This window comes from Acinetobacter equi (assembly GCF_001307195.1).
GTDB lineage: Bacteria > Pseudomonadota > Gammaproteobacteria > Pseudomonadales > Moraxellaceae > Acinetobacter > Acinetobacter equi.
On the sequence record NZ_CP012808.1, the window covers coordinates 1 to 21,427 of the forward strand.

Consider the following 21,427-nt stretch of genomic DNA (forward strand, 5'->3'; position numbering starts at 1 on the left):
AGAAATCATTAAAGCTTCAGCTGGTGATGCATCTAAAGCAGGTATTTTCAACAATGCTGCTCAAGTTTGGAACCACACTTTCTATTGGAACTGTATGGCTAAAAATGGTGGCGGTAAAGCAACTGGTGCTTTAGCTGCTAAAATTGATGAAGCATTTGGTTCTTATGAAAAATTTGCTGAAGAGTTTGCTGCTGCTGCAACAACTCAATTCGGTTCAGGTTGGGCTTGGTTAGTTGCTGACAAAGTAAATGGTAACCTTTCTATTCTTAAAACTTCAAATGCTGATACTCCACTTGCTCATGGCAAAGTTGCTGTATTAACAATTGACGTATGGGAACACGCTTACTACATCGACTTCCGTAATGCTCGTCCTAAATACATCACAACTTTCTTAGAAAGCCTTGTGAACTGGGATTATGCAAACGCTAAATATGCAGGTCTTGCTGCTGGCGTTGAAAAATAAGATCTAACGATTTTATTTTATCTCAAAAGAACCATCCTTATCGGATGGTTTTTTTATATTTGAATCGTCATGAAGTAAAATTTGATCTATTTCAAGTGTTCTACTCATCACTTCATCCTAGCTTTAAAGCATAAAAACTATCTAATTATTATTTTTCAATCATTTAATAAATTTTCATTTTTTATATTTCTCTTTTATAAATTAGTCAAAATCAATCAATATATAAACATTTTTTTAGAAATTGGCTAATAAAAAACATTTGGTTATCTTTTCTTGTATTTTTGCTTGACCAGTTCTGATTTCATCCCTAAAATGCGCTTCAGATTCTCCAATAGCTCAGTCGGTAGAGCGACGGACTGTTAATCCGCAGGTCCCTGGTTCGAGCCAGGTTGGAGAGCCATTCTTCCATAGCTCAGTCGGTAGAGCGACGGACTGTTAATCCGCAGGTCCCTGGTTCGAGCCCAGGTGGAAGAGCCAAATTCTTAAAAAACCCACTCATTGCGAAGTGGGTTTTTTATTGTCTTAATTTTATTTAGTACAAAAAAATATTTCTTAGATTCTATCCCCTTATTCTAAGACCACATACACTCTTCCTTTAGTTTATGGTTCTAGATCTTATTTCAATTTCTAAAAAACTTAGATCTATCATTTTTAGCAATATGACTAAATTTTGTTACAATTTAATCTTAATCGAATTTTATGCATCATTTAATAGAATAAAACGCTGATATTTACTTACTTTACATAGCAACTGCGTAAAAATTAACTTAGCTAATACGTCCCTCGTATCTCTAGAGTCTTATCTAATTTTATTTTGCCGATCAGCCTTAGATCAGCTTTTGGAGTGTTCAATGAAAAAATATCAATGCATCGTTTGTGGATGGATTTATGATGAGGCGGAAGGTTGGCCACAAGATGGCATCGTTGCTGAACAAAATGGGAAGATATTCCAGATGACTGGACTTGCCCTGACTGTGGCGTAACGAAAGATGATTTTGAAATGGTAGAAATCTAATTTTATAAAAGACCATCCTATATGGTCTTTTTTATGTTTTTAAAAAATTTATACGGAGAAATACACATGCATCCTATCGTCATCATTGGTTCTGGCATGGCGGGTTATACAGTCGCTCGAGAATTTCGTAAATTAAATGCGGAACAAGAACTTGTCATGATTTGTGCAGATGATGCGATAAATTATGCAAACCAACTTTATCTAATGCATTAACAGGAAAAAAAGCACCTGAACAAATTGCCTTAGGCGATGCGACTAAAATGAGCTCACAGCTCAATATGCAGATTAAAAGTAATACTTGGGTAAAAGCCATTGATTCAGTAAACCAAACGCTTACATTAGAAAATGCTGACGGACAATCAACTCAAGTATATTCAAAACTTGTATTGGCATTAGGTGCAACACCTATTCGTTTAGCTCTTGATGGTGATGCGAATAATGATATTCATGTTGTAAATAACTTATCTGATTATCAAGCTTTCCGTCTACAATTAGATGCCAAACAAGAAAAACGAGTTGTTATTTAGGTGCAGGACTCATTGGTTGTGAGTTTGCAAATGACTTAAAAAATACAGATCATCAAGTTTCTGTTATAGATTAGCTGAACAACCTTCGACGCTGCTACCAGCTCATGTAGCACATCAATTTAAACAAAACTATCCAATACAGTATTATGTTTGAACTGGTACAACTGTAGAAAAAATTACAAAAACTTCAAACAATGACTATGTTATTTCTTTAGCTAATGGTCAGTCTCTTCATGCAGATGTTGTATTATCGGCAATTGGTTTACAAGCAAATATCACTTTAGCTAAAACAGCTAACATTAATACTGGTCGTGGTATTATCACCAATAGCCTATTAGAAACAAATCAACCTCATATTTATGCAGTTGGTGATTGTGCAGAAGTGAATGGTATGCTCCTTCCATATGTCATGCCAATCATGCAACAAGCTCGTGCTTAGCAAAAACGTTGAATGGCGAGATAACTCACGTTCATTATCCAGCAATGCCTGTGGCTGTTAAAACACCATCGTCCCCTCTTACTGTATTACCCGTTCCTACTGAAATAGAAGTCAATTGGGAAACAGAAGAATTAGAAGATGGCATGATTGCAAAAGCGATTGATGCAAACCATACTTTACGTGGCTTTGTCCTACTTGGTTCTACTGCCAACAAACAAAGACTTACATTAACAAAACAAGTTCCAGACTTGATTCCTATTAAGAATTAAGGTTTTAATAGAAAGGACGCTAATACCGTCCTTTTTTAGAGACATTAAAATGAATAGTGCCTTAAAGTTTAAGGATTCTCCTTATACACCATTTATGCAAGAGACACGGATTACTCTTTCTAATGGTATAGAACTGCATGTTGAAATAGGCGGTAAAAGTACAGACCCTACAATTTGTTAATTATGGTTTAGGTGCTCAAGTGCTTTTTTGGCCTGATTTTTTTGTAAATCTCTTATAGATCAAGGTTATCGTGTTATCCGTTTGATAATCGAGACATTGGATTATCAAGTAAAATTAAACATGATGGACCTAAACTTAATGCCATTAAAATGATGGGTCGCTTTACATTAGGTCTTAAAAATGAAGGTGCACCATATACTCTATATGATATGGCTGAAGACTGGCACTCATGATTGATGCTTTGAGCTTAGAAAAAGTTCATGTAATTGGCGCTTCCATGGGCGGAATGATTGCACAAATTCTTGCTGCACAATATCCAACTAAAGTTCAAAGTTTAGGCTTATTATTTACAAGTAATATTCAACCTTTTTACCTATTCCAAGACCCAAACAACTCTTTAGTTTAATTGGAAAACCCAAATCTAGAGATGAAAATGCTATTATTGACCATACGTTAAAAGTATTCCAAACCATTGGGTCACCAGGTTTGGTAAATCCTTTGGAAACTATGCAAACTGCTAAAAACTATATGAGCGGAGCTACTATCCAAAAGGTGTACTTCAACAATTTTTAGCAATATTATGTACAGGTTCTCTGCTACAATTAGATAAGCAGATTCATCACCCCACTCTTGTTGTTCATGGGGCATGTGATCGCTTGTTACCACCTGGACATGGTAAAGCTGTTGCGAAAGCAATACCGGGCGCTAAATTTGAATTAATTGAAGGAATGGGGCATGATATCCCACCGCAATTTGTTCCATATCTTAGCGGACTTTTTGCACATCATTTTACATCATAAATATTAGGACACTATGGCTGCATTACCATCCCTAAGACAGCTGTCATATTTAGTAACACTGTCTGAAACGCTGCATTTCACCGAAGCAGCTCGCCGATCTTTTGTAACCCAGTCAACTTTGTCTGGCGGTATCATGGAATTGGAGCGACTTTTGGGTGGCGTACTCGTTGAACGTGATCGCCAAAACGTACGCTTAACTCCACTAGGTGAGCAAGTTGTTGCACGGGCCCGTGTTCTTTTAGCGGATGCTCAAGACTTGATGCGCTTAAGCCGTGAAATGAGTGAACCCCTTACAGGTGATTTACATTTAGGTATCATTCCAACAATTGCGCCTTTTATTTTGGCTCAACTCTTAGATGAAGTGCATAAACAATTACCTAAAATTCAATTGCATTTGCATGAGGCTCAAAGCGAGAAAATCGTAGAGCGCCTTGAGCACGGCAACCTAGATATGATTGTTCTTGCATTACCATTCGATACGCGTGGCTTAAAAGTTGCAGAAATCGAAAAAGAAAATTTATTCTTGGTTTGCCATAAAGCTGATCCAATTGCAATGAAAGCAAACTCATTAGATCAATTAGATCTTTCACGTTTAATGTTATTGGAAGAAGGTCACTGCTTACGTGATCATACACTTAGTGCTTGCCCAATTGGTGAACGTAAAAATGATCATCGTTTAAAAGCAAGTTCACTTCCAACATTGGTTGAGATGGTTTCTGCAAATCTTGGTTTTACTCTATTACCAGAAATTGCACTTCATACCAATATGATTAAAGCAAATCCAGATTTAGTTGTTAAGCCTATTGAGGCAGCACCAAATCGCACTTTAGCTTTAGTTACACGTAAAAGCACACCTCTTCAAAGTGAATTTGATGTTCTATTGCAAATTTTGCAAAAAATCACAAAAAAAGCTTAAGCAATAAACAAAAAAGGAGCCTAAAAAGACTCCTTTTTTTACTTTATATCAGGTAATCGTACTCAATAAAATACGTTGAGCATTATGTGGCTTCTGACCCTCATCAACCTCTGCACGAACCCACGTACCATCACCTTTCAACAACCAAGCCTGTTGATTATCTTCTAAATAATTAACTAAACCTTGCTGATAAATACGTTTTTTCAAAGCAATATCTTCAATTGGGAAACAAGCTTCAACTCGATTAAATAAATTACGATCCATCCAATCCGCACTTGAACAATAAATACGAGCATCGCCATTATTGCTAAAATAATATACACGTGTATGCTCTAAGAATCTTCCAACGATTGATCTCACGCGAATATTTTCAGATAAACCAGGTAAACCTGGACGCAAGCAACAAATTGAGCGAATAATTAAATCAATTTGCACACCAGCCTGTGATGCTTCATATAATTTATTAATTAACTGAACTTCAGTTAAAGCATTCACTTTCACAATAATTCTTGCTAATTTTCCAGCTTTTGCATTTGCAATTTCTTCATCAATGAAGTTAATAAGCTGTGCATGTAAAGTAAATGGAGCATGAAGAAGTTTCTTCAATTTCGCCATTTTACCCATACCAGTAAGCTCTTGGAAAATACGATGCACATCTTCACACAAATCTTTTTCAGTCGTTAATAAACCATAGTCTGTGTAAATACGTGCATTACCTGCATGATAATTTCCTGTTCCCAAATGCACATAACGCACTAACTTATTATTTTCACGGCGTACAACCAAAATCATTTTTGCATGTGTTTTATAGCCAACAATACCATAAACAACAACAGCGCCTGCTTCTTGCAATACGTTCGCCACTTCAATATTTGATTCTTCATCAAAACGTGCACGAAGTTCAATGACAGCTGTAACTTCTTTACCATTTCGTGCAGCTTCAGCCAAAACTTGAACAATTTCAGAATCTGGTCCACTACGATATAAAGTTTGCTTAATGGCTAAAACTTGCGGATCTCTTGCAGCTTCACGTAATAGATTAATAACAGGTGCAAAAGATTCAAATGGATGATGCAATAAAATATCCTGCTTCTTCATCGCACTAAAAATATTTTCAGACTTTTTCAATACTTTCGGAATAACAGGAATATGTGCATCATAACGTAAATGAGGTCGCTTAAAATTTGACAGTAATCGTGCAAGATTTACAGGACCATTCACCTTATAAAGCTGATCTTCATCTAACTCAAATTCATCTAATAGATATTTATAAATATGTTCAGGACAATTTTCTGTTACTTCTAAACGTACAGCTCGCCCAAAACGTCGCGAACTCAACTCACCTTTCAACGCTTTTGCTAAATCTTCCACATCTTCATTTAATGCTAAATCTGCATTACGTGTAACGCGGAATTGATAACAACCTGTTGCTTTCATTCCAGGGAATAAATCTGACACATGCTCATGAATAATGGCAGATAACATCACATGATGCTCTTTACCATCTGTTAACTCATCTGGTAAACGTACAACACGTGGTAAAGAACGTGGTGCAGGAACGACTGCTAAATCTATTTGACGTCCAAATGCATCTTTACCTTCCAAAGTCACAATAAAGTTTAAACTTTTGTTGGCAAGTCTAGGAAATGGATGTGCAGGATCTAAACTAATTGGTGTAAGTACAGGTGCAACTTGTTCTTGAAAATATTTTTTTACCCAAACAGATTGTGCAGGAGTAAGCTCCCCACGTCTTAAAAAACAAATATCCTCTTCTCGTAACTTCGGCAATATTTGTTCATTCAAAATTCGATATTGTCGTTCAATTGCAATATGTGCTTTCTTTGAAATTTTTTCTAAAATTTGTTTTGGTGTTAATCCATCAGGTGTACGACTTTCATTTCCAAGACCTAATTGCTCCATAACCCCAGCAACGCGAATTTCAAAAAACTCATCTAAATTTCTAGAAAAAATAAGTAAGAAGTTCATCCTTTCAAGAACAGGATGTAATGGATCTACGGCTTGTTCTAATACACGCAAATGGAAATTTAAAATTGATAATTCACGATTAATATAACGATCGTTATAGGTATATTCCGTTTGTGTTGGAAGTGTACTAATTGCCGTATTCATATTTCACCTATGAAAAATTCCTTATGACTTTAAGTATGCTTTAAATTTATTTAAATTTCATAAAAAAAGCTCAATTTAATGAGCTTTTTATCTTTTTTAATTTGGAATATGGCTATAACGCATATATTTTTGAATCATACGCTTTTTATAATTTAAGCGTCGATCATTTCTATTATTCTGATAATATTTAGGATTCGTCAAAATAGCTGCTAAAAATGAGGCTTGTTCACGCGTTAAGCTTTTTGCAGATTTACCGAAATAATATCGAGCGGCAGCTTCTGCACCATAAATATGATTACCAAACTCAACTGAATTTAAATAAACCTCTAAAATTCGTTGTTTAGACCACATACGCTCCATCATCCATGTCGCGATGGCTTCCTCACCTTTACGAATAAATGAACGCTTATTATATAAAAATAAGTTTTTTGCTAATTGCTGTGAAATGGTAGATCCGCCTGCAACGACTTTTCCTTTATCTTTATTTCGCTCTAAAGCAAATTGCATTCCAGCCCAATCAAAGCCTTTATGCTGTAAAAATTTTCCATCTTCAGCAGCAACCACCGCTTTTTTCAAATTATCACTAATTTGATCATAATCGAGCCATTCATGTTGAATAGGCTGAGATCGATCTGAATAGTAAGCAATACGCATAAACATTGTCGTATCTACAGGATGCGTCCGCCACCATGCTAAACTTGCAAATATCCAGATTTGAACCAAAAGGAATAAACTAACAAGTATTAATAAGACACGAACAATAAAAGCCTTCATATGGGAGACTGACCCTTAATTAATTTTTGCCTGCTCATGTTAAAATTTACACGGCAAGAAAAAAAGCATTTTCCTTTAATTTTTTAACATAAATATCTAATCAGCCCAATTATGACGAATTCAACACCCACTTTTGTAAAATCTAAATTTGATCTACAGCTATGGTGGATGACTGCCATTCTAATCGCGATTAATGTTGGATTATTTTTCTGGCAAGTTTTAAATGGTATGGATATTAGTTCTCCTAGCACTCAAGATGCCATTCGATGGGGTGCCGATTTTGCACCTTTAACATTTTTAGAAGAACCACAACGCTTATTTACTAGCATGTTTTTCCATTTTGGTTTTGTTCATCTCATGCTAAACATGTGGGCACTTTATCTTTTTGGTAGCATAGCTGAACAACTTTTTGGTCGAATTTATTTTATTTTTCTTTATATTCTTGCTGGCTTAATGGGAAGTTTACTCAGTGGCTATCTTGCCATTCAAGACAGCTATGAAATTCTTTATTTAGGGCAGGTCGAGCAACATTTACTACCTAGTGTTGGCGCTGGTGCTTCAGGTGCAGTAATGGGTTTAGGTGCAGCTTTAACTGTTTTAGCACTGCTTCCTCAGCTCCCTAACCAACATTTTTTCCTTGATCGTAAAACACTTGTGATTGTAATGGGCTTAAACCTTGCTATTGGCTTTACTATTAGTGGAATTAATAATGCCGCTCATGTTGGCGGCATTATCATGGGAATTATCTTAACGCTGATTTGGTATATTGGCGAAAAAGTAAAACTTCCTTTTATATTCAAAGTAATTGGTATTATTACAGGAATAATCACATGTTACTTTTTCTATCAATATTGCCAAAATCAAATTATTGAACTTCAACCACTTTGGCAAGAATTGGTTCAATGGATGATGTCAGACGACTAAAACCTCTAAATGGGCTTTTAAAAAGATGAATCAAGACTGATTCATCTCTCTTAAGCTCTTTAATGGTGGAATATGACTTAAGTATCCCAGACGATAACGTCCAATTAACATACACAATATGGTCATGCTTAAAGGTAAAATCAACCAAATTTCCCAATGTAATTGCATGACCAAATCCATACGTGAACTCGCAATAGCACTAACTACTTCAGCAAAAATACAAGAGACAATTCCTGCAATAAAGCCCATAAAACCAATTTCAAGAGTTAACATATTTTTTAATTGGCGCTTCGAACCTCCAAAAGAACGCAACAAAGCAACTTCTCTTTTTCGCTCATCCATTAATAAATTTAAGCAAGCAATGAGGACCAAAATACCAGAAACACTAACAAGCAATGCCAGTAAGCTAATAATTTGAATCAGTACACGTACTAAATTTTTAATTTCATCTAAAATTAAACTAACATCAATAAATACAGTATTCGAAAACTGCTGAATAATAGGAATCAGTTTTGCCTTACTTTGCTCAGGCACATAAAAACTACCTAAATAACTTCCCGCATTTTCATCCATTGTTTCAGGTGAAAAGATAAAAAAGAAATTGGGGCTAAAACTTTCCCATTCTACTGTTCTTAGATTAATTACCGTTGCATGAAGCACTCCTTCAGGCAAACTAAAACTAAGCTTATCTCCAACCTTAATACCAAGTTCTTTTGCCGTTTTAGCTTCAACAGAAACTTCATTCAATGCATTAAACTGCGAACGCCCTTCTACAATTTGATTATTTTCAGGATATCCATTCGCTTGTGTAAGATTTAATTCACGGCGTAATGAATTGTTTTCCTTCACCAATTGCTCTGAAAATGGTTGATCATTTTTCGCAATTAATCGCCCCTTTACATTTGGATATAAAGGCGTACTTTTCCAACCTTGTTGTGCAATTTGCGCTTTAAATTCAGGCATATCAAATGGTGGAAGCCCATACACAAATTGATTTGGTGTTTGCGCTGGAAGTTGTTGTTGCCAACGATCCATTAAGTCTGTGCGTAATACCATTAATACCGTAATTAGACTTAGTCCCAATGCCAAAGCCGTAATTTGAAATGCTGTTTGATATGGCACGCGAATATACGTAGATAATCGAGATTTACTCGCTCTGATTGCTTTTAAAATTACCCAAATTACAGCATATAAAGCAGTACATAACAGGATAATTGAACCAATCACCAATACGCTTAAAGTTAAATTTTCAGTCAATACCACACTAAAAACCACAAGACTTAAAGTTCCTGTAAGCAACATCCAAAGCCATGAGCTTACTGACTTTTCTTGTTGACGAATCACACGAATTGGTGGCGTATTTAAAAGTTGCAATAGACTTGGCAATACAAAACCAAGTAATACCAATGTGCTGGTGAGCATTGCAATTGGTAATGGCCCTAAAAGCAAAGCCATTGCTGAAAATTGAAGCTGTAAATGAGGGATTAACTGCAACATCAATTGCAATAAGGCATAACCCAAACCAACACCAATAACTGAACCAATCAACATTGAAATAACTAAAACAACAGCTAACAATACTAAATATGCCATCAAAATATTGGATTTTTTGGCACCAATACAACGTAGCAGTGCAATATGATCTTGGTTTTGTTGTACATATCTTTGCGCAGTTAAAGCAATTGCAATACCACACAATAAAATGGTGAGAATATTTGCCAATTGCAAGAATGTATCTAAATTAGATACAGGTTTCATTAACCGTGTATTACCTTGACTTGCATTTCTTATTTTTAAACTACTTTGCTCTTCAATATCTTGCCCTTCAACTTGAGCTGTTGGAGGATGATCCTTAATATATTGCTTAAATGCTCGCTCATATTTTTTGATTTGATCTGCTTCACCCGCAAGTAATAATCTATATTCAATACGACTTCCCACTTGAATTGCATTCGTAGCAGCGACATCATCTTGAGAAATTAAAACGGTCGGAGAAAAAGCAGAAAAACCTAATTCTTGATTTGAATCTTGCTCAATTACAGCAGCAACTTTAAATTTTCCATCAGCGATATGGATGGTATCTCCCACCTTTACATGCAACAAATCCATTGCACGCTGACTTAACCAAACATCTCCCTTTTTCACAGAAGATTGCTGCGGATTTACTGTCATTTGCCCACGTAATGGAAACGCTTGATCAACTGCTTTGACATTCACCATTACAAAGTTTTCATCTGTATGTGCCATAGAGCCAAATACAGTAACTTTAGATTGCTGTAATGATGCTTTTTTAGCTCTATTTTCCCAAGATGAATCAATAGGTTGATTATCATTTAATACCAGATCTGCTGCTAACATTTCAGAAGCTTGCAACGCAACAGCTTGCTTAATTTGTTCATTACTAAATTTCAATGCAGTCGTTGCACTAATTGCAAGTGTTAAAGCAATAATGAGTAAATAAATGCCTGTTGTTTTAAAGCTTTGTGTAAAGATCGGACGAAATAAATGATTCACTTCATCCTCCTTGTGGATGCTCAATGAGCTGACCATTGAGCAATTCAAAATGACGATGACATTGTTTTGCTAACTGCTGATCATGTGTCACCAAAACTAAAGTTGTTCCCAATTCACGATTAAGCTGAAATAATAATTGTTCAATTTCTTTTGCTGTTTCACCATCTAAATTTCCAGTAGGTTCATCTGCAAAAATAATTTGCGGCTGGCTAATCAAAGCACGTGCAATTGCAACACGTTGCTGCTCACCACCCGATAAAACTTTGGGCGTTTGATGAATTTGTCTTTCTAAGCCAACTTTTATTAATAACTCAATTGCTGCTTTTTCAGCATTTTTATATTGGAAATTTTGCTGCAACCGTAAAGGAAGCATGACATTTTCTAAAGCACTTAAATGTGGAAGTAACTGAAAAGATTGAAATACAAATCCAATATATTTTAAGCGAATAAGTGCTCTTTGCTCTTCACCTAAATCATGTACAGCTTCACCACAGACTGCTAACTGCCCACCACTAGGTTGATCTAATGTTGCTAAAATCCCCAATAATGTAGACTTCCCTGAACCAGAACGCCCAGTAATCGCAACTTGATCACCTGCTTGAATTTCTAAATTCAAATTTTCAAAAATAACTAATTCTTTATGTGCAAGTGGAATCTTTTGTGTCAATTGCTGTGCAGAAATTATTGCTTGTGGCATGATTAAGTTATCGTCATTAAATGTGGTCATAGCATCCTTATGCAAAAAAGCAATCTCATTAAAATAAAATTCGTGTGTTGTCTTTTATTCAGCATAGGTTTTTTGCCAATGCTTGCTTCAGCTAAAACTATCATGATTTTAGGTGATAGTTTAAGTGCTGGTTATGGGATTCAAAAACAACAAGGTTGGGTGAATCTTCTACAAAATAAACTAAACCAACAGTATCCCAAACAACATAAAGTGGTCAATGCAAGTGCAAGTGGTGAAACAACAAGTGGCGCCCTTGCTCGTCTACCAAAATTATTACAAACCCATCAACCCGATATTGTTGTCATTGAACTGGGAGGAAATGATGGTTTGAGAGGTCAACCGCCTCAAATGATTCAAAAAAATTTAGCGCAATTAATACAGCAAAGCCAAAAAAGTAAAGCGACTGTTATTCTTTTAGGAATGAAAATTCCACCGAATCTGGGCACAGCATACAGTAAAGCTTTTGAAAATACATATAAAACAGTAAGCCAACAATATAAAGTAAAACTACAGCCGTTCTTTTTAGATGGTGTAGCTGGAAATAAATCTTTAATGCAACAAGATCAAATTCATCCTAATGCAAAAGCACAACCTATTTTACTAAATAATACTTATCCATATATCAACAGTGCTTTATAGGCACCTTTGATTTTATAAACTAAGCTCTATATAGATATGAGCCTTACTTTAAAGTAGGTTTTTTTCGCATTGGGTACTGCTGTTCAAATGAATATGCTATTTCTAATAATTGCGGTTCACTTAAAGGCAATCCAAATATTTCAATACCAACAGGAACTCCAATCGGTGCTGTTTCTGTTTTTGGGCTAAATCCTGCAGGAACTACAATTGAAGGGAATCCCGTTACTGAACCCAATACACCATTACGTTCAATTTGAGTTTCACCAATTGGTACAACTAAGCGTTTTTGATGAGGAAAAACCAAAGCATCCAACTGATTATTTTTCATCAATTTTTCAACATCTTTTTGCAATTTTTCTCTCGCTATTAAGCGCTTCTTATATTCTTCTGAATCTTTTTTTAAAGTCACTGCTTTTTCAATATTTGCTTTAATTCCATCATCAAACTCTCCTGATTGAATTAAGTTAGCTAAATTACCAATTGGTTTTTGTTTTGGATGACTTATTAAATATGTACTTAAATCTTCATCCAAATCATATAAATGAACACTTGTATCTCTCACTAGAGCATCTGCATTAATTGGCTCATCTATCTGAATAATCGTTGCCCCACTCTTTTCCATTTGTAAAATTGCTTGGTTTACAACATCATTTGTTGTTTTATGAATATCTTCTTTTCCAAAAAAGCTATTTAGAACTCCTATTCTTTTATTTTCCAATCCATTTAATTTCAATGATTGAGTGTAATCTACGGAATAATTATTAGCTAAACTTGTTATAGAATCTGTCGGATCATATCCTACAATAACATTTAACGTTCTCGCAGCATCTGTAACCGTTCTTGTAATTGGACCTGCGGTATCTTGTGTAAATGAATATGGAATAATACCTGATCGACTCACCAAACCAATCGTTGGTCGGAGTCCTACTAAACTATTTGCTGACGCAGGTGATCGAATTGAATTAATAGTATCTGTTCCAATACCAATAATACCGAAATTTGCTGCAACACTCGCACCAGTACCACCACTAGACCCCCCTGGTGTTCTGGTTAAATCATAAGGATTATGTGTTTGCCCTTGCATTGAACTTTTTGTTTCACCCCAAACTGCAAACTCATGTAAATTAGTTTTAGCAATAACAATTGCTCCAGCATCTTTCAGCTTTTGAGCAATAAATGCATTTTCTGTTGTAATATTATTTTTTAAGCTAATAGAGCCACCTGTAGTTAATAAATTTTCAGTATCTACATTATCTTTTAATAATACAGGCACACCCTGTAATGGCTTTAATTTTCCTATTTTTTTATATTCTAAATCTGCTTGCTCAGCTGCAATTAATGCTTCTGGATTAATGACAATAATACTATTAAGATGCGCTCCCTTCTGATCATTTTTAGCAATCGCATTTAAATAATCTTGCATTGTTTCTTTAAAAGTCGTTTTATTTTCAATGATTAATTTATGCAATTGATCTACCGTCAATTCAGCTGTATCAATATTTGCATATGTACCACTTGATATCATAAGCATCAATATCGCGACTTTTAAATTAAGATTTTTCACACAATTTCCCCAAACTAAACTAGTAATTCAATATTTAGAGCAAATCACATGCCAAATTTAGCTTTAAAGCCCCTAAATACAAAAAAGCCAGCAATTTTGCTGGCTTTATACTTCAATTTTTAATTAAAAATCGTAGAATTGTACTTCACCTGTTTCAAGTGAATATTCTGCACCTACAATTTGTAGTTTACCTTGCGCAATTAAGTTTTCCAAAACAGCAGAACCATGTCGTAATTGATTCACAGATGCAAATACATTTGAACGCACAGCATGCTTAGATAATTTATCTAAATCATCTTTTAATTCAGTTTGCATTAAAATTTCAACCGAAGGTCTTACGCGATTTACAATAGACATTAAATTTGCAGATGATGGTTGTGTAGGATTCATTAATGCACTAATAGTTGAATGAATCGCACCACAATGTGTATGCCCAAGAACAACTACTATAGGGCAACCAAAACTTTCAGCCGCAAATTCAACACTGCCAACTTGAGATGGCGCAACAATATTTCCTGCTACACGAATAACAAATAAATCTCCCAAACCTTGATCGAATACCATTTCAGCTGGTACACGAGAATCTGAACAGCCCAAAACAATTGCAAACGGTTCTTGGCTTTCTGCCATTTCTGCACGTTGAGCATGAGTTAAAAGCTTTGGATGATTCGTCTGACCATTTACAAAACGTTGATTTCCATTTTTTAAACGTTCTAAAGCTTCTTCTGCTGTAAGCATTTTATTCACCATGATTTGAAGTCTGAATATTTTAATCTCTGTCTAATCGAATGTCACTTGCAAATAAATTAAGGTTTATCTCTTTTTACCAAACTAAAAGTATTGAAAACAACTCAAAATATTGTGATATAATTCACAAAATATATATTTGTGTTTAAATACAACATAAAAAGACTTAGTGACAAGTCAAATAAAATATTTAGAATAGAATCAATAACATTTGAATCAGAGACTAAGTTTTTTTTAATAAATTTAGACTTTAGATCAAAATGAATTTAAGGTAATCGGGAAAGCAAAATATGTATTCATTCACTCGAAGACTTAGTGTTTTTGGCAAAACATTATGTTTTGGACTTGCTTTATTGCTTTCCTCATCTCTTCAAGCGATTGATAAAAGTATCGATGCTTCATCAACTAATTTTTCAGTTATTCAAAATTTTATCGAACACGAAAGACAATCAGCTGGATTACAAAACAAAACTTTAAAAGTTGGTGACCTTACATGGCACTATAGTGAAGGTGGCTTGTCTCAGAAGCCTTCTATTTTATTGCTTCATGGATTAGCGGGAAATCGTGACAACTGGAATAAAGTTGCTCAATATTTAACACCGTACTATCATGTTATTATTCCTGATTTACCCACAAATTTTGATGCCCAAATTCCTAAAAAGTTTGATATTTCTGTTCCAAATGTATCTTCTGAACTTCGACAATTTATAGAAGCACTACATATTGAAAATAATTTAAATATTGCAGGACATTCTCTAGGAGGCTCTATTGCGACCTACTATGCTTCTCAATATCCATTTGATACCCAAAGTTTATTTTTATTAAGTAGTGCTGGTATTTATAAAGATGCAAAAACATCTTATGCACTAAATCCAGCGCAATTAAAATCTTTAGTCATTACTAAACCGGGCGATTTAGATCAAATCCTTTCAAAATTAATGCAATCTCCACCACCTATTCCATCAAACATTAAAATTGCTCAAGAAAATTTATTAATCTCACAGGCATTTCAGACTACACAGTTAATTGATCAAGTCATCAAACTCAATCAAATTTACACACCTGAAACTTTTGCTCGTTTAGCTCGTTCTGTAGAAGCGCCTACTTTAATTTTATGGGGCAAACAAGATCAAATTATTAACTATGAAGTAGCAACTGAATTACAACAGCTTATTAAAAGAGCCGAAACTCCTATTATTTTAAATAATGTTGGTCATATGCCAATTTTAGAAGCTGAAAATTTAGTTGCTCAATCTTATTTACCATTTCTAGCCAAAACACAAAACCTAAAAAATCCACTTGCTGATAAACTAATACCTTTAAATTAAAGTCGAGCTGATATGTTGAAAGTAGATATGATTGAGCAGCTCATAGAAGCTCACTTAAATTTTCTAGATCAAGAATTGTCTAATACAAACAATATTAAAACTGAGTTTGTTTGTTTTTATCAATGGTTTCGCAAACAAACACTACAAGATATTTGGACATTCGAACAAATTAATCAGCTATTACAACAACAAATTTTAGCAACATCTTTAAGTGATTTCTTCCTTCAGCAACTCGTTGAGCATATTCATTTTGCTCTTGTACACGATTTAAATGAAACAACTAAAATTTCGGATCTTATCCCTGTTTTAGCCGTTGATAAAATTGCGCAATATGTCTCAAGTAAAAGTGAACACCGTCAACACTTAATTAAAACTATCGTCAATAATCCTGCTTTTTCTGCAATGATTACACAATTAATTCAGCATTCAATTCAAGATTATTTAGATAATTCAGTTATGGTTAAACATGTTCCTGGTGTTTCTAAATTTATGAAAATGGGGAAATCAGTTCTAGAAACTGTCACAGATTCTAACTTAGATCAGACAATTCAAAACTATTTGCAAAAAAACATTTTAAAACTCAGCCAAATGAGTGAACATGTTTTAAATCAACATTTTGATGATCAAAAACTTTATCATTTTCAAGCAAATTTATGGCATAAAATTAAAGATTTACCTGTTTCTGTAATTAAAAACTACATTGAAATACAAGATTTACCACAAACAATAAATTTAGGTCATGAAATTTGGGATCATTTAAGACAAACAGATTATCTAAAGCAACAAATACATGATGGTATTTATACTTGGTACATCCGTAATCAGGAACGCTCTTTTGATTTATTACTTCGTGACTTAAATATTGAAGAAAGTTTAGTGCAAAATGAACTGCAAAACTTGCTTGCCCCTCTCGTTCAGCAACTTATTTCTAATCAATATTTGCATGCACGTGCACGTGTTTATCTAGAAAAATTTTATTATTCAGCACATGTGAAATCTATTTTAAATATATAAATTAAATCAAGGGAAATCAGATATATTTCTAATTTCCCTTTAAGTCCTTTTAATTTTGAATTGTTAGAAATAAAAATTTAAAAATGCATAATTGTATTATCAAGCATCTTTAAACGACTGCCTTCTTCTTGCATTTTATGATTAAATTTTTGAATTATTTTAGCATCCACCAATTTCGATTTAGTTCCGACTGGCTGTAAATAATGTTCATTCATCAATAAAAAAATCGTTTCAATTAAAAACATAGGATTCTGCTTAAAGTAATTTAATTTCAGTAAATCATAAAAATACGCTTCATTTTTTACAAATAATCCAAATACTTCAGAAATAATCTCTTTCGGTGCTTTTATTTCACCTATATTTGTATGAAAGGTGATAGCACTATTTTTAGGTACATGCGGCAGCAACTTAAATTTTAAATTACCAATTTCATGAACATGCTCAGTACTCGTTAATGCTTCAGGTTTTTTTTGAAAAATATCAACTCTTTGTTTTGAATTCCTTGCTAAATCCTTTAAATATTCTTTTAATTCAGGTGCTTGTTGATTCTGAACAATTTGTTGCATATTTCTTGGAATACTCAAACTTTCAACATTTTCAACTGGATTTGCACTTCCTATATAATTCATCTGTGTCGCGCTAAAAACTTTTTGATGCAAGTCCACACTATATAACGGTTGCCAATAATCTGTTAAAAACTCATGTACCAAATACGAATTACTATTTTCTAATGACTTTATTATTGCTTCAATTTGAGGATGATCTACAAATGTTCCAGCTTGATGCAAAGCTGAAAATAGTGTTTTACCTATTTCAATATTTTTTAAAGAAGATTCATTGTTTTGTTGATCTACCAAATGGAGTAGTTTTTGTATCGGTTGTAAGGCACTAGAACCTGGATAACACATGTAATGCAAATAAAATACCCCTAAATTTTTTAGAAATTTAGCGACTATTTGCAAAATATAATCTTGTTCTTGAGCTGAAACCCACGTAAATGTTCCATGATTCACAATAAAATCAAACTGATTCTGATTTGTTTCTAAAAAAGTTTGAAAATCACCATGTATAAATTCAATATTTTCAATCTCTAAATATGCTGCTAACCCTTTTGCTTTTTCAATATGTTGCTGATTAAAATCAACTCCTATAAATTGTCCATGAGGATTTAATATTGCACAAACCAGTAAATTAATTCCTGTTGCACAACCAAGTTCTAAATATGAAAATTTTTTATCAATATCAATAGTATTAAATCCTGAAAACTTTAATACTGTATTCAACCATAACGGCTGCATTTCCTTATAAAAAAATATGGGATAAGGTGCATCCAATACATAGCCATTTTGCTTTTTCATGTAATACCCATAATAATTTAGATTTAAATCAAATGTGAAAATGGGGCTATTCGCCCCATTTTTATTTAAAATTTAATGTTCATTGCAACACTATATCGTCTACCATCTAAAACATAGCTGTTCCCATCATCAACTACATTTTTATTGGCAACATTATAAACACCTGTAGCAAACTCCAGATTATCGGTATATTTATAAACGGCACCTAAATCAACAAAAGTATATGATGGTGTTGGTATACCATTATTACTTCCGCTTGTCTCACCTCTATAATTTAACTGTGTCCATAAAAAGATTTGATCTGTAACATCCCAATCTAAGCCAGCATTAAACATATGTTTAGGAATATCATTTAATGGCTTACCTTCATACTGACCAGATTTTTGCTCACTATGGGTATATGTGTACGACTGTCTATACTTCACCGTATCTGTAATATGATAATCGGTTGTTAATTCAATTCCACGAATTTCTGCTTTATCAACATTATAATTTGATGTATAGCCGTTCGAAATATAAGGCAAGTTAGGATTATCTAAATAGAATTGACTTCCCTCTTCTTGACTTCCTGTAATACGTGATGATCTCGTAATTTTATTTTTAAAATCTGTTTGGAAGAACATTAAGCTTCCCTCAAGCCCCCAATCTTGATTGTTATAAGCAAAACCACCTTCATATGTTAAACTTTTTTCTGGTTTTAAATCTGGGTTTGGAATAATTGCTCCCCCCATTGAATTCAACATATACTCAGGAGATGAATTTCTCAAGCTTGGAGCTTTATAACCAGAAATTACGCCACCTTTAACAATTAAATTATCCGTTGCGTTATAAACTGCATAAGCTTTGGGACTAAAATTACTACCAAAGAATTCATTATGATCATATCTTCCACTGAAAGTTAAAGCTAAATCATTTGTTGCATTCCATGTATCTTCAGCAAAAAGTGACCATTGGTATCTTTCTAAATTAGTGACTTTACCAGCCATATCTGTTTTTTGATTGGTAGTACCATCTTTAAGTTTTTCTTTTTTATAAGTTGCACCTAAAGTCAAAGTATTATTATCAAAGAAATAAGCACCTTGAGAGTTTGCTGTCAAAGTTTCAAATCTAATTCCCCCAGGATTTGTCACATCAACTTTAGTTCCATCTGGATTTGTTATCGTGATTGTTCTCCCTGTAATAGAGGTGTTTTTATCTTTGTCGTACTGTAAATATGAGTTAACTACAAGCTTGTCATATTTCCCTTCGTGCGTAAGGCTATAATTATTTTTATCTAATTTTGAATACGTTCTTGATGCTGTAGGCAATAGACTTAGGCCCGGATTATGCTCACGTTCTTGTTGAGTATTTGAATATTCCGCTGTAATTGTATTGTTTTCATTTGGCGTGAATACAAACTTTGTACCAATATCCTTTTTAGTAAATTTTGGGTCACTTTCCCCAGATTCTGTTGTTGTTCTCTGCAAATGACTTTCATCAATATTTTGAAAACCGCCTGTGACTTGTAATGATAAAAGTTTATCAATTAAAGGGGTATTAACATAAACACTTGTATTAAACTCATCACTATTGACATCATTTGAACTTGCGGCTTTTACATATTCTGTCCGAACACTTGCAGTCATTTTATCCTGATGTTTTTTAGTAATAATATTAATTACTCCTCCCATCGCATCAGAACCATATAACGATGATGCAGAACCTCGAATGACTTCAATTCGTTCAATTGCTTCTAGAGGTGGTAAGAAATTAACAGAGGCACCTTGTACTCCACCATTTGTCGTCAATAAACTCCCATCATTCATTGGTTTACCATCTACCAAATACAACGTATACGACGACCCCATTCCACGAATGGATACAGTTTGATTTGTTCCACCCCCCTGTACAAATACACCTGGTACATTTTTTAAAGCGTCAGTGACATTACTATAAGATTTTTTTGCAAGTTCTTCTGCTGTAATTACAGAAATTGTTGCGGCTGCATCTGCAATATTTTGTTCATAACCACCCGCAGTCGTTACAACAATTGTATCCAACTGCATAATAGATTCTGTTGAATTATCCGTATTCTGCTCATTTGCATATACGGAAATAGTCATTGCAGAAAGTACTGCTAAAGTGAGTGTACTTTTAAAAAATTGCTTATTCATAAGATGCTTAGCCCCAACCCCAATTGAAAACTTTGTTTAAATTTTGACGCACATTTTATATATTAATAAGAATAATGCAATAGATAATAATAACTATTCTCATTATTATTTATGAGTGATCTATGTAATAAAATTTATAACAAAAAAATAGCCTCTTAAAAGAGGCTATTTTGATCATTAAAAATATCGAATTATTTAAAGTATGCACCATCTGCTTGACTATGATCAGTTTGATCAACCACACGTTTTAATTCAGGAATATGCTGTTGAAGCGTAGTTTCAACACCCTGTTTCAACGTAACATCAATGGCAGAACACCCTTGACAACCACCACCAAATTTAAGTACAGCAGTTAGACCATGTTCAGGATCATCAAGTACTTCAACTAATGCACAATTTCCACCATGTCCAGCCAGACCTGGATTAATTTCTGATTGCAGAACATAAGTAATACGTTCTTCAATAGATGCATCTGGTCCTACACGTGGCACTTTAGAGTTTGGTGCACGGAATGTTAACTGACCACCAAAACGATCTTTGTTGTAATCAATCACTGCATCCAACAAATATGGAATTGATGGTGAATCAATAAATGCAGGAAAATCTGGATAATCTTGTTTATAGTCAGTAGGTACTACTTCGTCTGGAGCACTGTAGGCCATACAACATTCAGCACGTGGCGTACCTGGATTTTCAACAAAAACACGAACACCAATACCTGGTGTATTCTGTTTTTCCAATAAATCTTTCAAATACTCTTGTGCAGTTGGTGTAATGAGTAAGTTAGGAATTTCTCCTGCAACTGCAGTGCTGGTGTTTTCAGTCGACATAACAAATTTTCCTCAATCTGAAGTTCCTATTCTAACTGAAGATGCGTCTATATAAAAAAAAATCAACTAAATTTGTTGGAATTAATTATAAAGTTTGAAAACTATCATCAAATTA

At 34.1% G+C, this 21,427-nt stretch carries 14 protein-coding genes, 2 tRNA genes and 4 pseudogenes; 11 read left to right on the plus strand and 9 right to left on the minus strand.

Translation table 11 applies throughout. The annotated features are described in order from the left end of the window. Position 1: 1 nt before the first annotated feature. The 7 genes and pseudogenes from AOY20_RS00005 to oxyR all read left to right on the plus strand — a co-directional run. Positions 2–463 (plus strand): annotated as a pseudogene (locus AOY20_RS00005) (superoxide dismutase); the annotation flags it as partial. A 325-nt stretch (positions 464–788) separates the two neighbouring features. Then, a tRNA-Asn gene (locus AOY20_RS00010) sits at positions 789–863 on the plus strand. A gap of 1 nt (position 864) precedes the next feature. Next, positions 865–940 (plus strand) — tRNA-Asn (locus AOY20_RS00015). Positions 941–1,314: 374 nt separating this feature from the next. Continuing rightward, positions 1,315–1,478: pseudogene (gene rubA / locus AOY20_RS00020) on the plus strand (rubredoxin RubA). 66 nt (positions 1,479–1,544) lie between these two features. Beyond that, a pseudogene (locus tag AOY20_RS00025) lies at positions 1,545–2,713 on the plus strand (NAD(P)/FAD-dependent oxidoreductase). A gap of 49 nt (positions 2,714–2,762) precedes the next feature. Beyond that, a pseudogene (locus tag AOY20_RS00030) lies at positions 2,763–3,694 on the plus strand (alpha/beta fold hydrolase). Between the two features lie 13 nt (positions 3,695–3,707). Then, the gene (gene oxyR, locus AOY20_RS00035; protein ID WP_054579973.1) at positions 3,708–4,610 is read left to right on the plus strand and encodes a LysR family transcriptional regulator OxyR; all 903 of its coding nucleotides are present in this window, start codon (positions 3,708–3,710) and stop codon (positions 4,608–4,610) included. 48 nt (positions 4,611–4,658) lie between these two features. Here oxyR and ppk1 read toward each other — a convergent pair whose 3' ends face one another. Beyond that, positions 4,659–6,740, minus strand: coding sequence for a polyphosphate kinase 1 (gene ppk1, locus AOY20_RS00040; protein ID WP_054579974.1), 2,082 nt, complete (start codon positions 6,738–6,740; stop codon positions 4,659–4,661). 96 nt (positions 6,741–6,836) lie between these two features. Then, on the minus strand, positions 6,837–7,514 hold the full coding sequence (gene mtgA / locus AOY20_RS00045) for a monofunctional biosynthetic peptidoglycan transglycosylase (RefSeq protein WP_054579975.1): 678 nt from the start codon (positions 7,512–7,514) through the stop codon (positions 6,837–6,839). Between the two features lie 111 nt (positions 7,515–7,625). On the opposite strand from mtgA, the gene AOY20_RS00050 reads away from it, so the two are divergent. Further along, positions 7,626–8,438 (plus strand): rhomboid family intramembrane serine protease, encoded by an 813-nt coding sequence (locus AOY20_RS00050; RefSeq protein WP_054579976.1) that lies wholly within the window; start codon positions 7,626–7,628, stop codon positions 8,436–8,438. A gap of 30 nt (positions 8,439–8,468) precedes the next feature. Here the strand turns inward: AOY20_RS00050 and AOY20_RS00055 are convergent, their stop codons facing one another. Both AOY20_RS00055 and AOY20_RS00060 read right to left on the minus strand, forming a co-directional pair. Beyond that, positions 8,469–10,952 carry an ABC transporter permease gene (locus AOY20_RS00055; RefSeq protein ID WP_054579977.1) on the minus strand — a complete coding sequence of 828 codons (2,484 nt, stop codon included), beginning with the start codon at positions 10,950–10,952 and terminating at the stop codon, positions 8,469–8,471. Position 10,953: 1 nt separating this feature from the next. Then, positions 10,954–11,679, minus strand: a complete 726-nt coding sequence (locus AOY20_RS00060; RefSeq protein ID WP_054582499.1) for an ABC transporter ATP-binding protein — start codon at positions 11,677–11,679, stop codon at positions 10,954–10,956. A 9-nt stretch (positions 11,680–11,688) separates the two neighbouring features. On the opposite strand from AOY20_RS00060, the gene AOY20_RS00065 reads away from it, so the two are divergent. Next, positions 11,689–12,318 (plus strand): arylesterase, encoded by a 630-nt coding sequence (locus AOY20_RS00065; RefSeq protein ID WP_054579978.1) that lies wholly within the window; start codon positions 11,689–11,691, stop codon positions 12,316–12,318. 43 nt (positions 12,319–12,361) lie between these two features. On the opposite strand, the gene AOY20_RS00070 is transcribed toward AOY20_RS00065, so the two are convergent. Further along, positions 12,362–13,882, minus strand: a complete 1,521-nt coding sequence (locus AOY20_RS00070; RefSeq protein ID WP_227510342.1) for an amidase family protein — start codon at positions 13,880–13,882, stop codon at positions 12,362–12,364. Between the two features lie 123 nt (positions 13,883–14,005). Beyond that, positions 14,006–14,620 (minus strand): carbonic anhydrase, encoded by a 615-nt coding sequence (locus AOY20_RS00075; RefSeq protein ID WP_054579979.1) that lies wholly within the window; start codon positions 14,618–14,620, stop codon positions 14,006–14,008. A 299-nt stretch (positions 14,621–14,919) separates the two neighbouring features. Here AOY20_RS00075 and AOY20_RS00080 point away from each other — a divergent pair, with 299 nt between their 5' ends. Next, a complete protein-coding gene (locus tag AOY20_RS00080) occupies positions 14,920–15,957 on the plus strand; it encodes an alpha/beta fold hydrolase (RefSeq protein ID WP_054579980.1) in 1,038 nt (345 codons plus the stop codon). A gap of 12 nt (positions 15,958–15,969) precedes the next feature. Beyond that, entirely contained in the window at positions 15,970–16,971 is a 1,002-nt protein-coding gene (locus AOY20_RS00085) for a hypothetical protein (protein ID WP_054579981.1), read from the plus strand. A 77-nt stretch (positions 16,972–17,048) separates the two neighbouring features. Here the strand turns inward: AOY20_RS00085 and AOY20_RS00090 are convergent, their stop codons facing one another. From AOY20_RS00090 to nfuA, 3 genes are all read right to left on the minus strand, one after another. Beyond that, positions 17,049–18,329: a class I SAM-dependent methyltransferase gene (locus tag AOY20_RS00090; RefSeq protein WP_054579982.1), complete on the minus strand. Its 1,281-nt coding sequence runs from the start codon at positions 18,327–18,329 to the stop codon at positions 17,049–17,051. A gap of 65 nt (positions 18,330–18,394) precedes the next feature. Then, positions 18,395–20,482 (minus strand): TonB-dependent receptor domain-containing protein, encoded by a 2,088-nt coding sequence (locus tag AOY20_RS00095; RefSeq protein WP_169780611.1) that lies wholly within the window; start codon positions 20,480–20,482, stop codon positions 18,395–18,397. Positions 20,483–20,673: 191 nt separating this feature from the next. Continuing rightward, on the minus strand, positions 20,674–21,312 hold the full coding sequence (nfuA, locus tag AOY20_RS00100; RefSeq protein ID WP_054579983.1) for a Fe-S biogenesis protein NfuA: 639 nt from the start codon (positions 21,310–21,312) through the stop codon (positions 20,674–20,676). Positions 21,313–21,427: the final 115 nt, after the last annotated feature.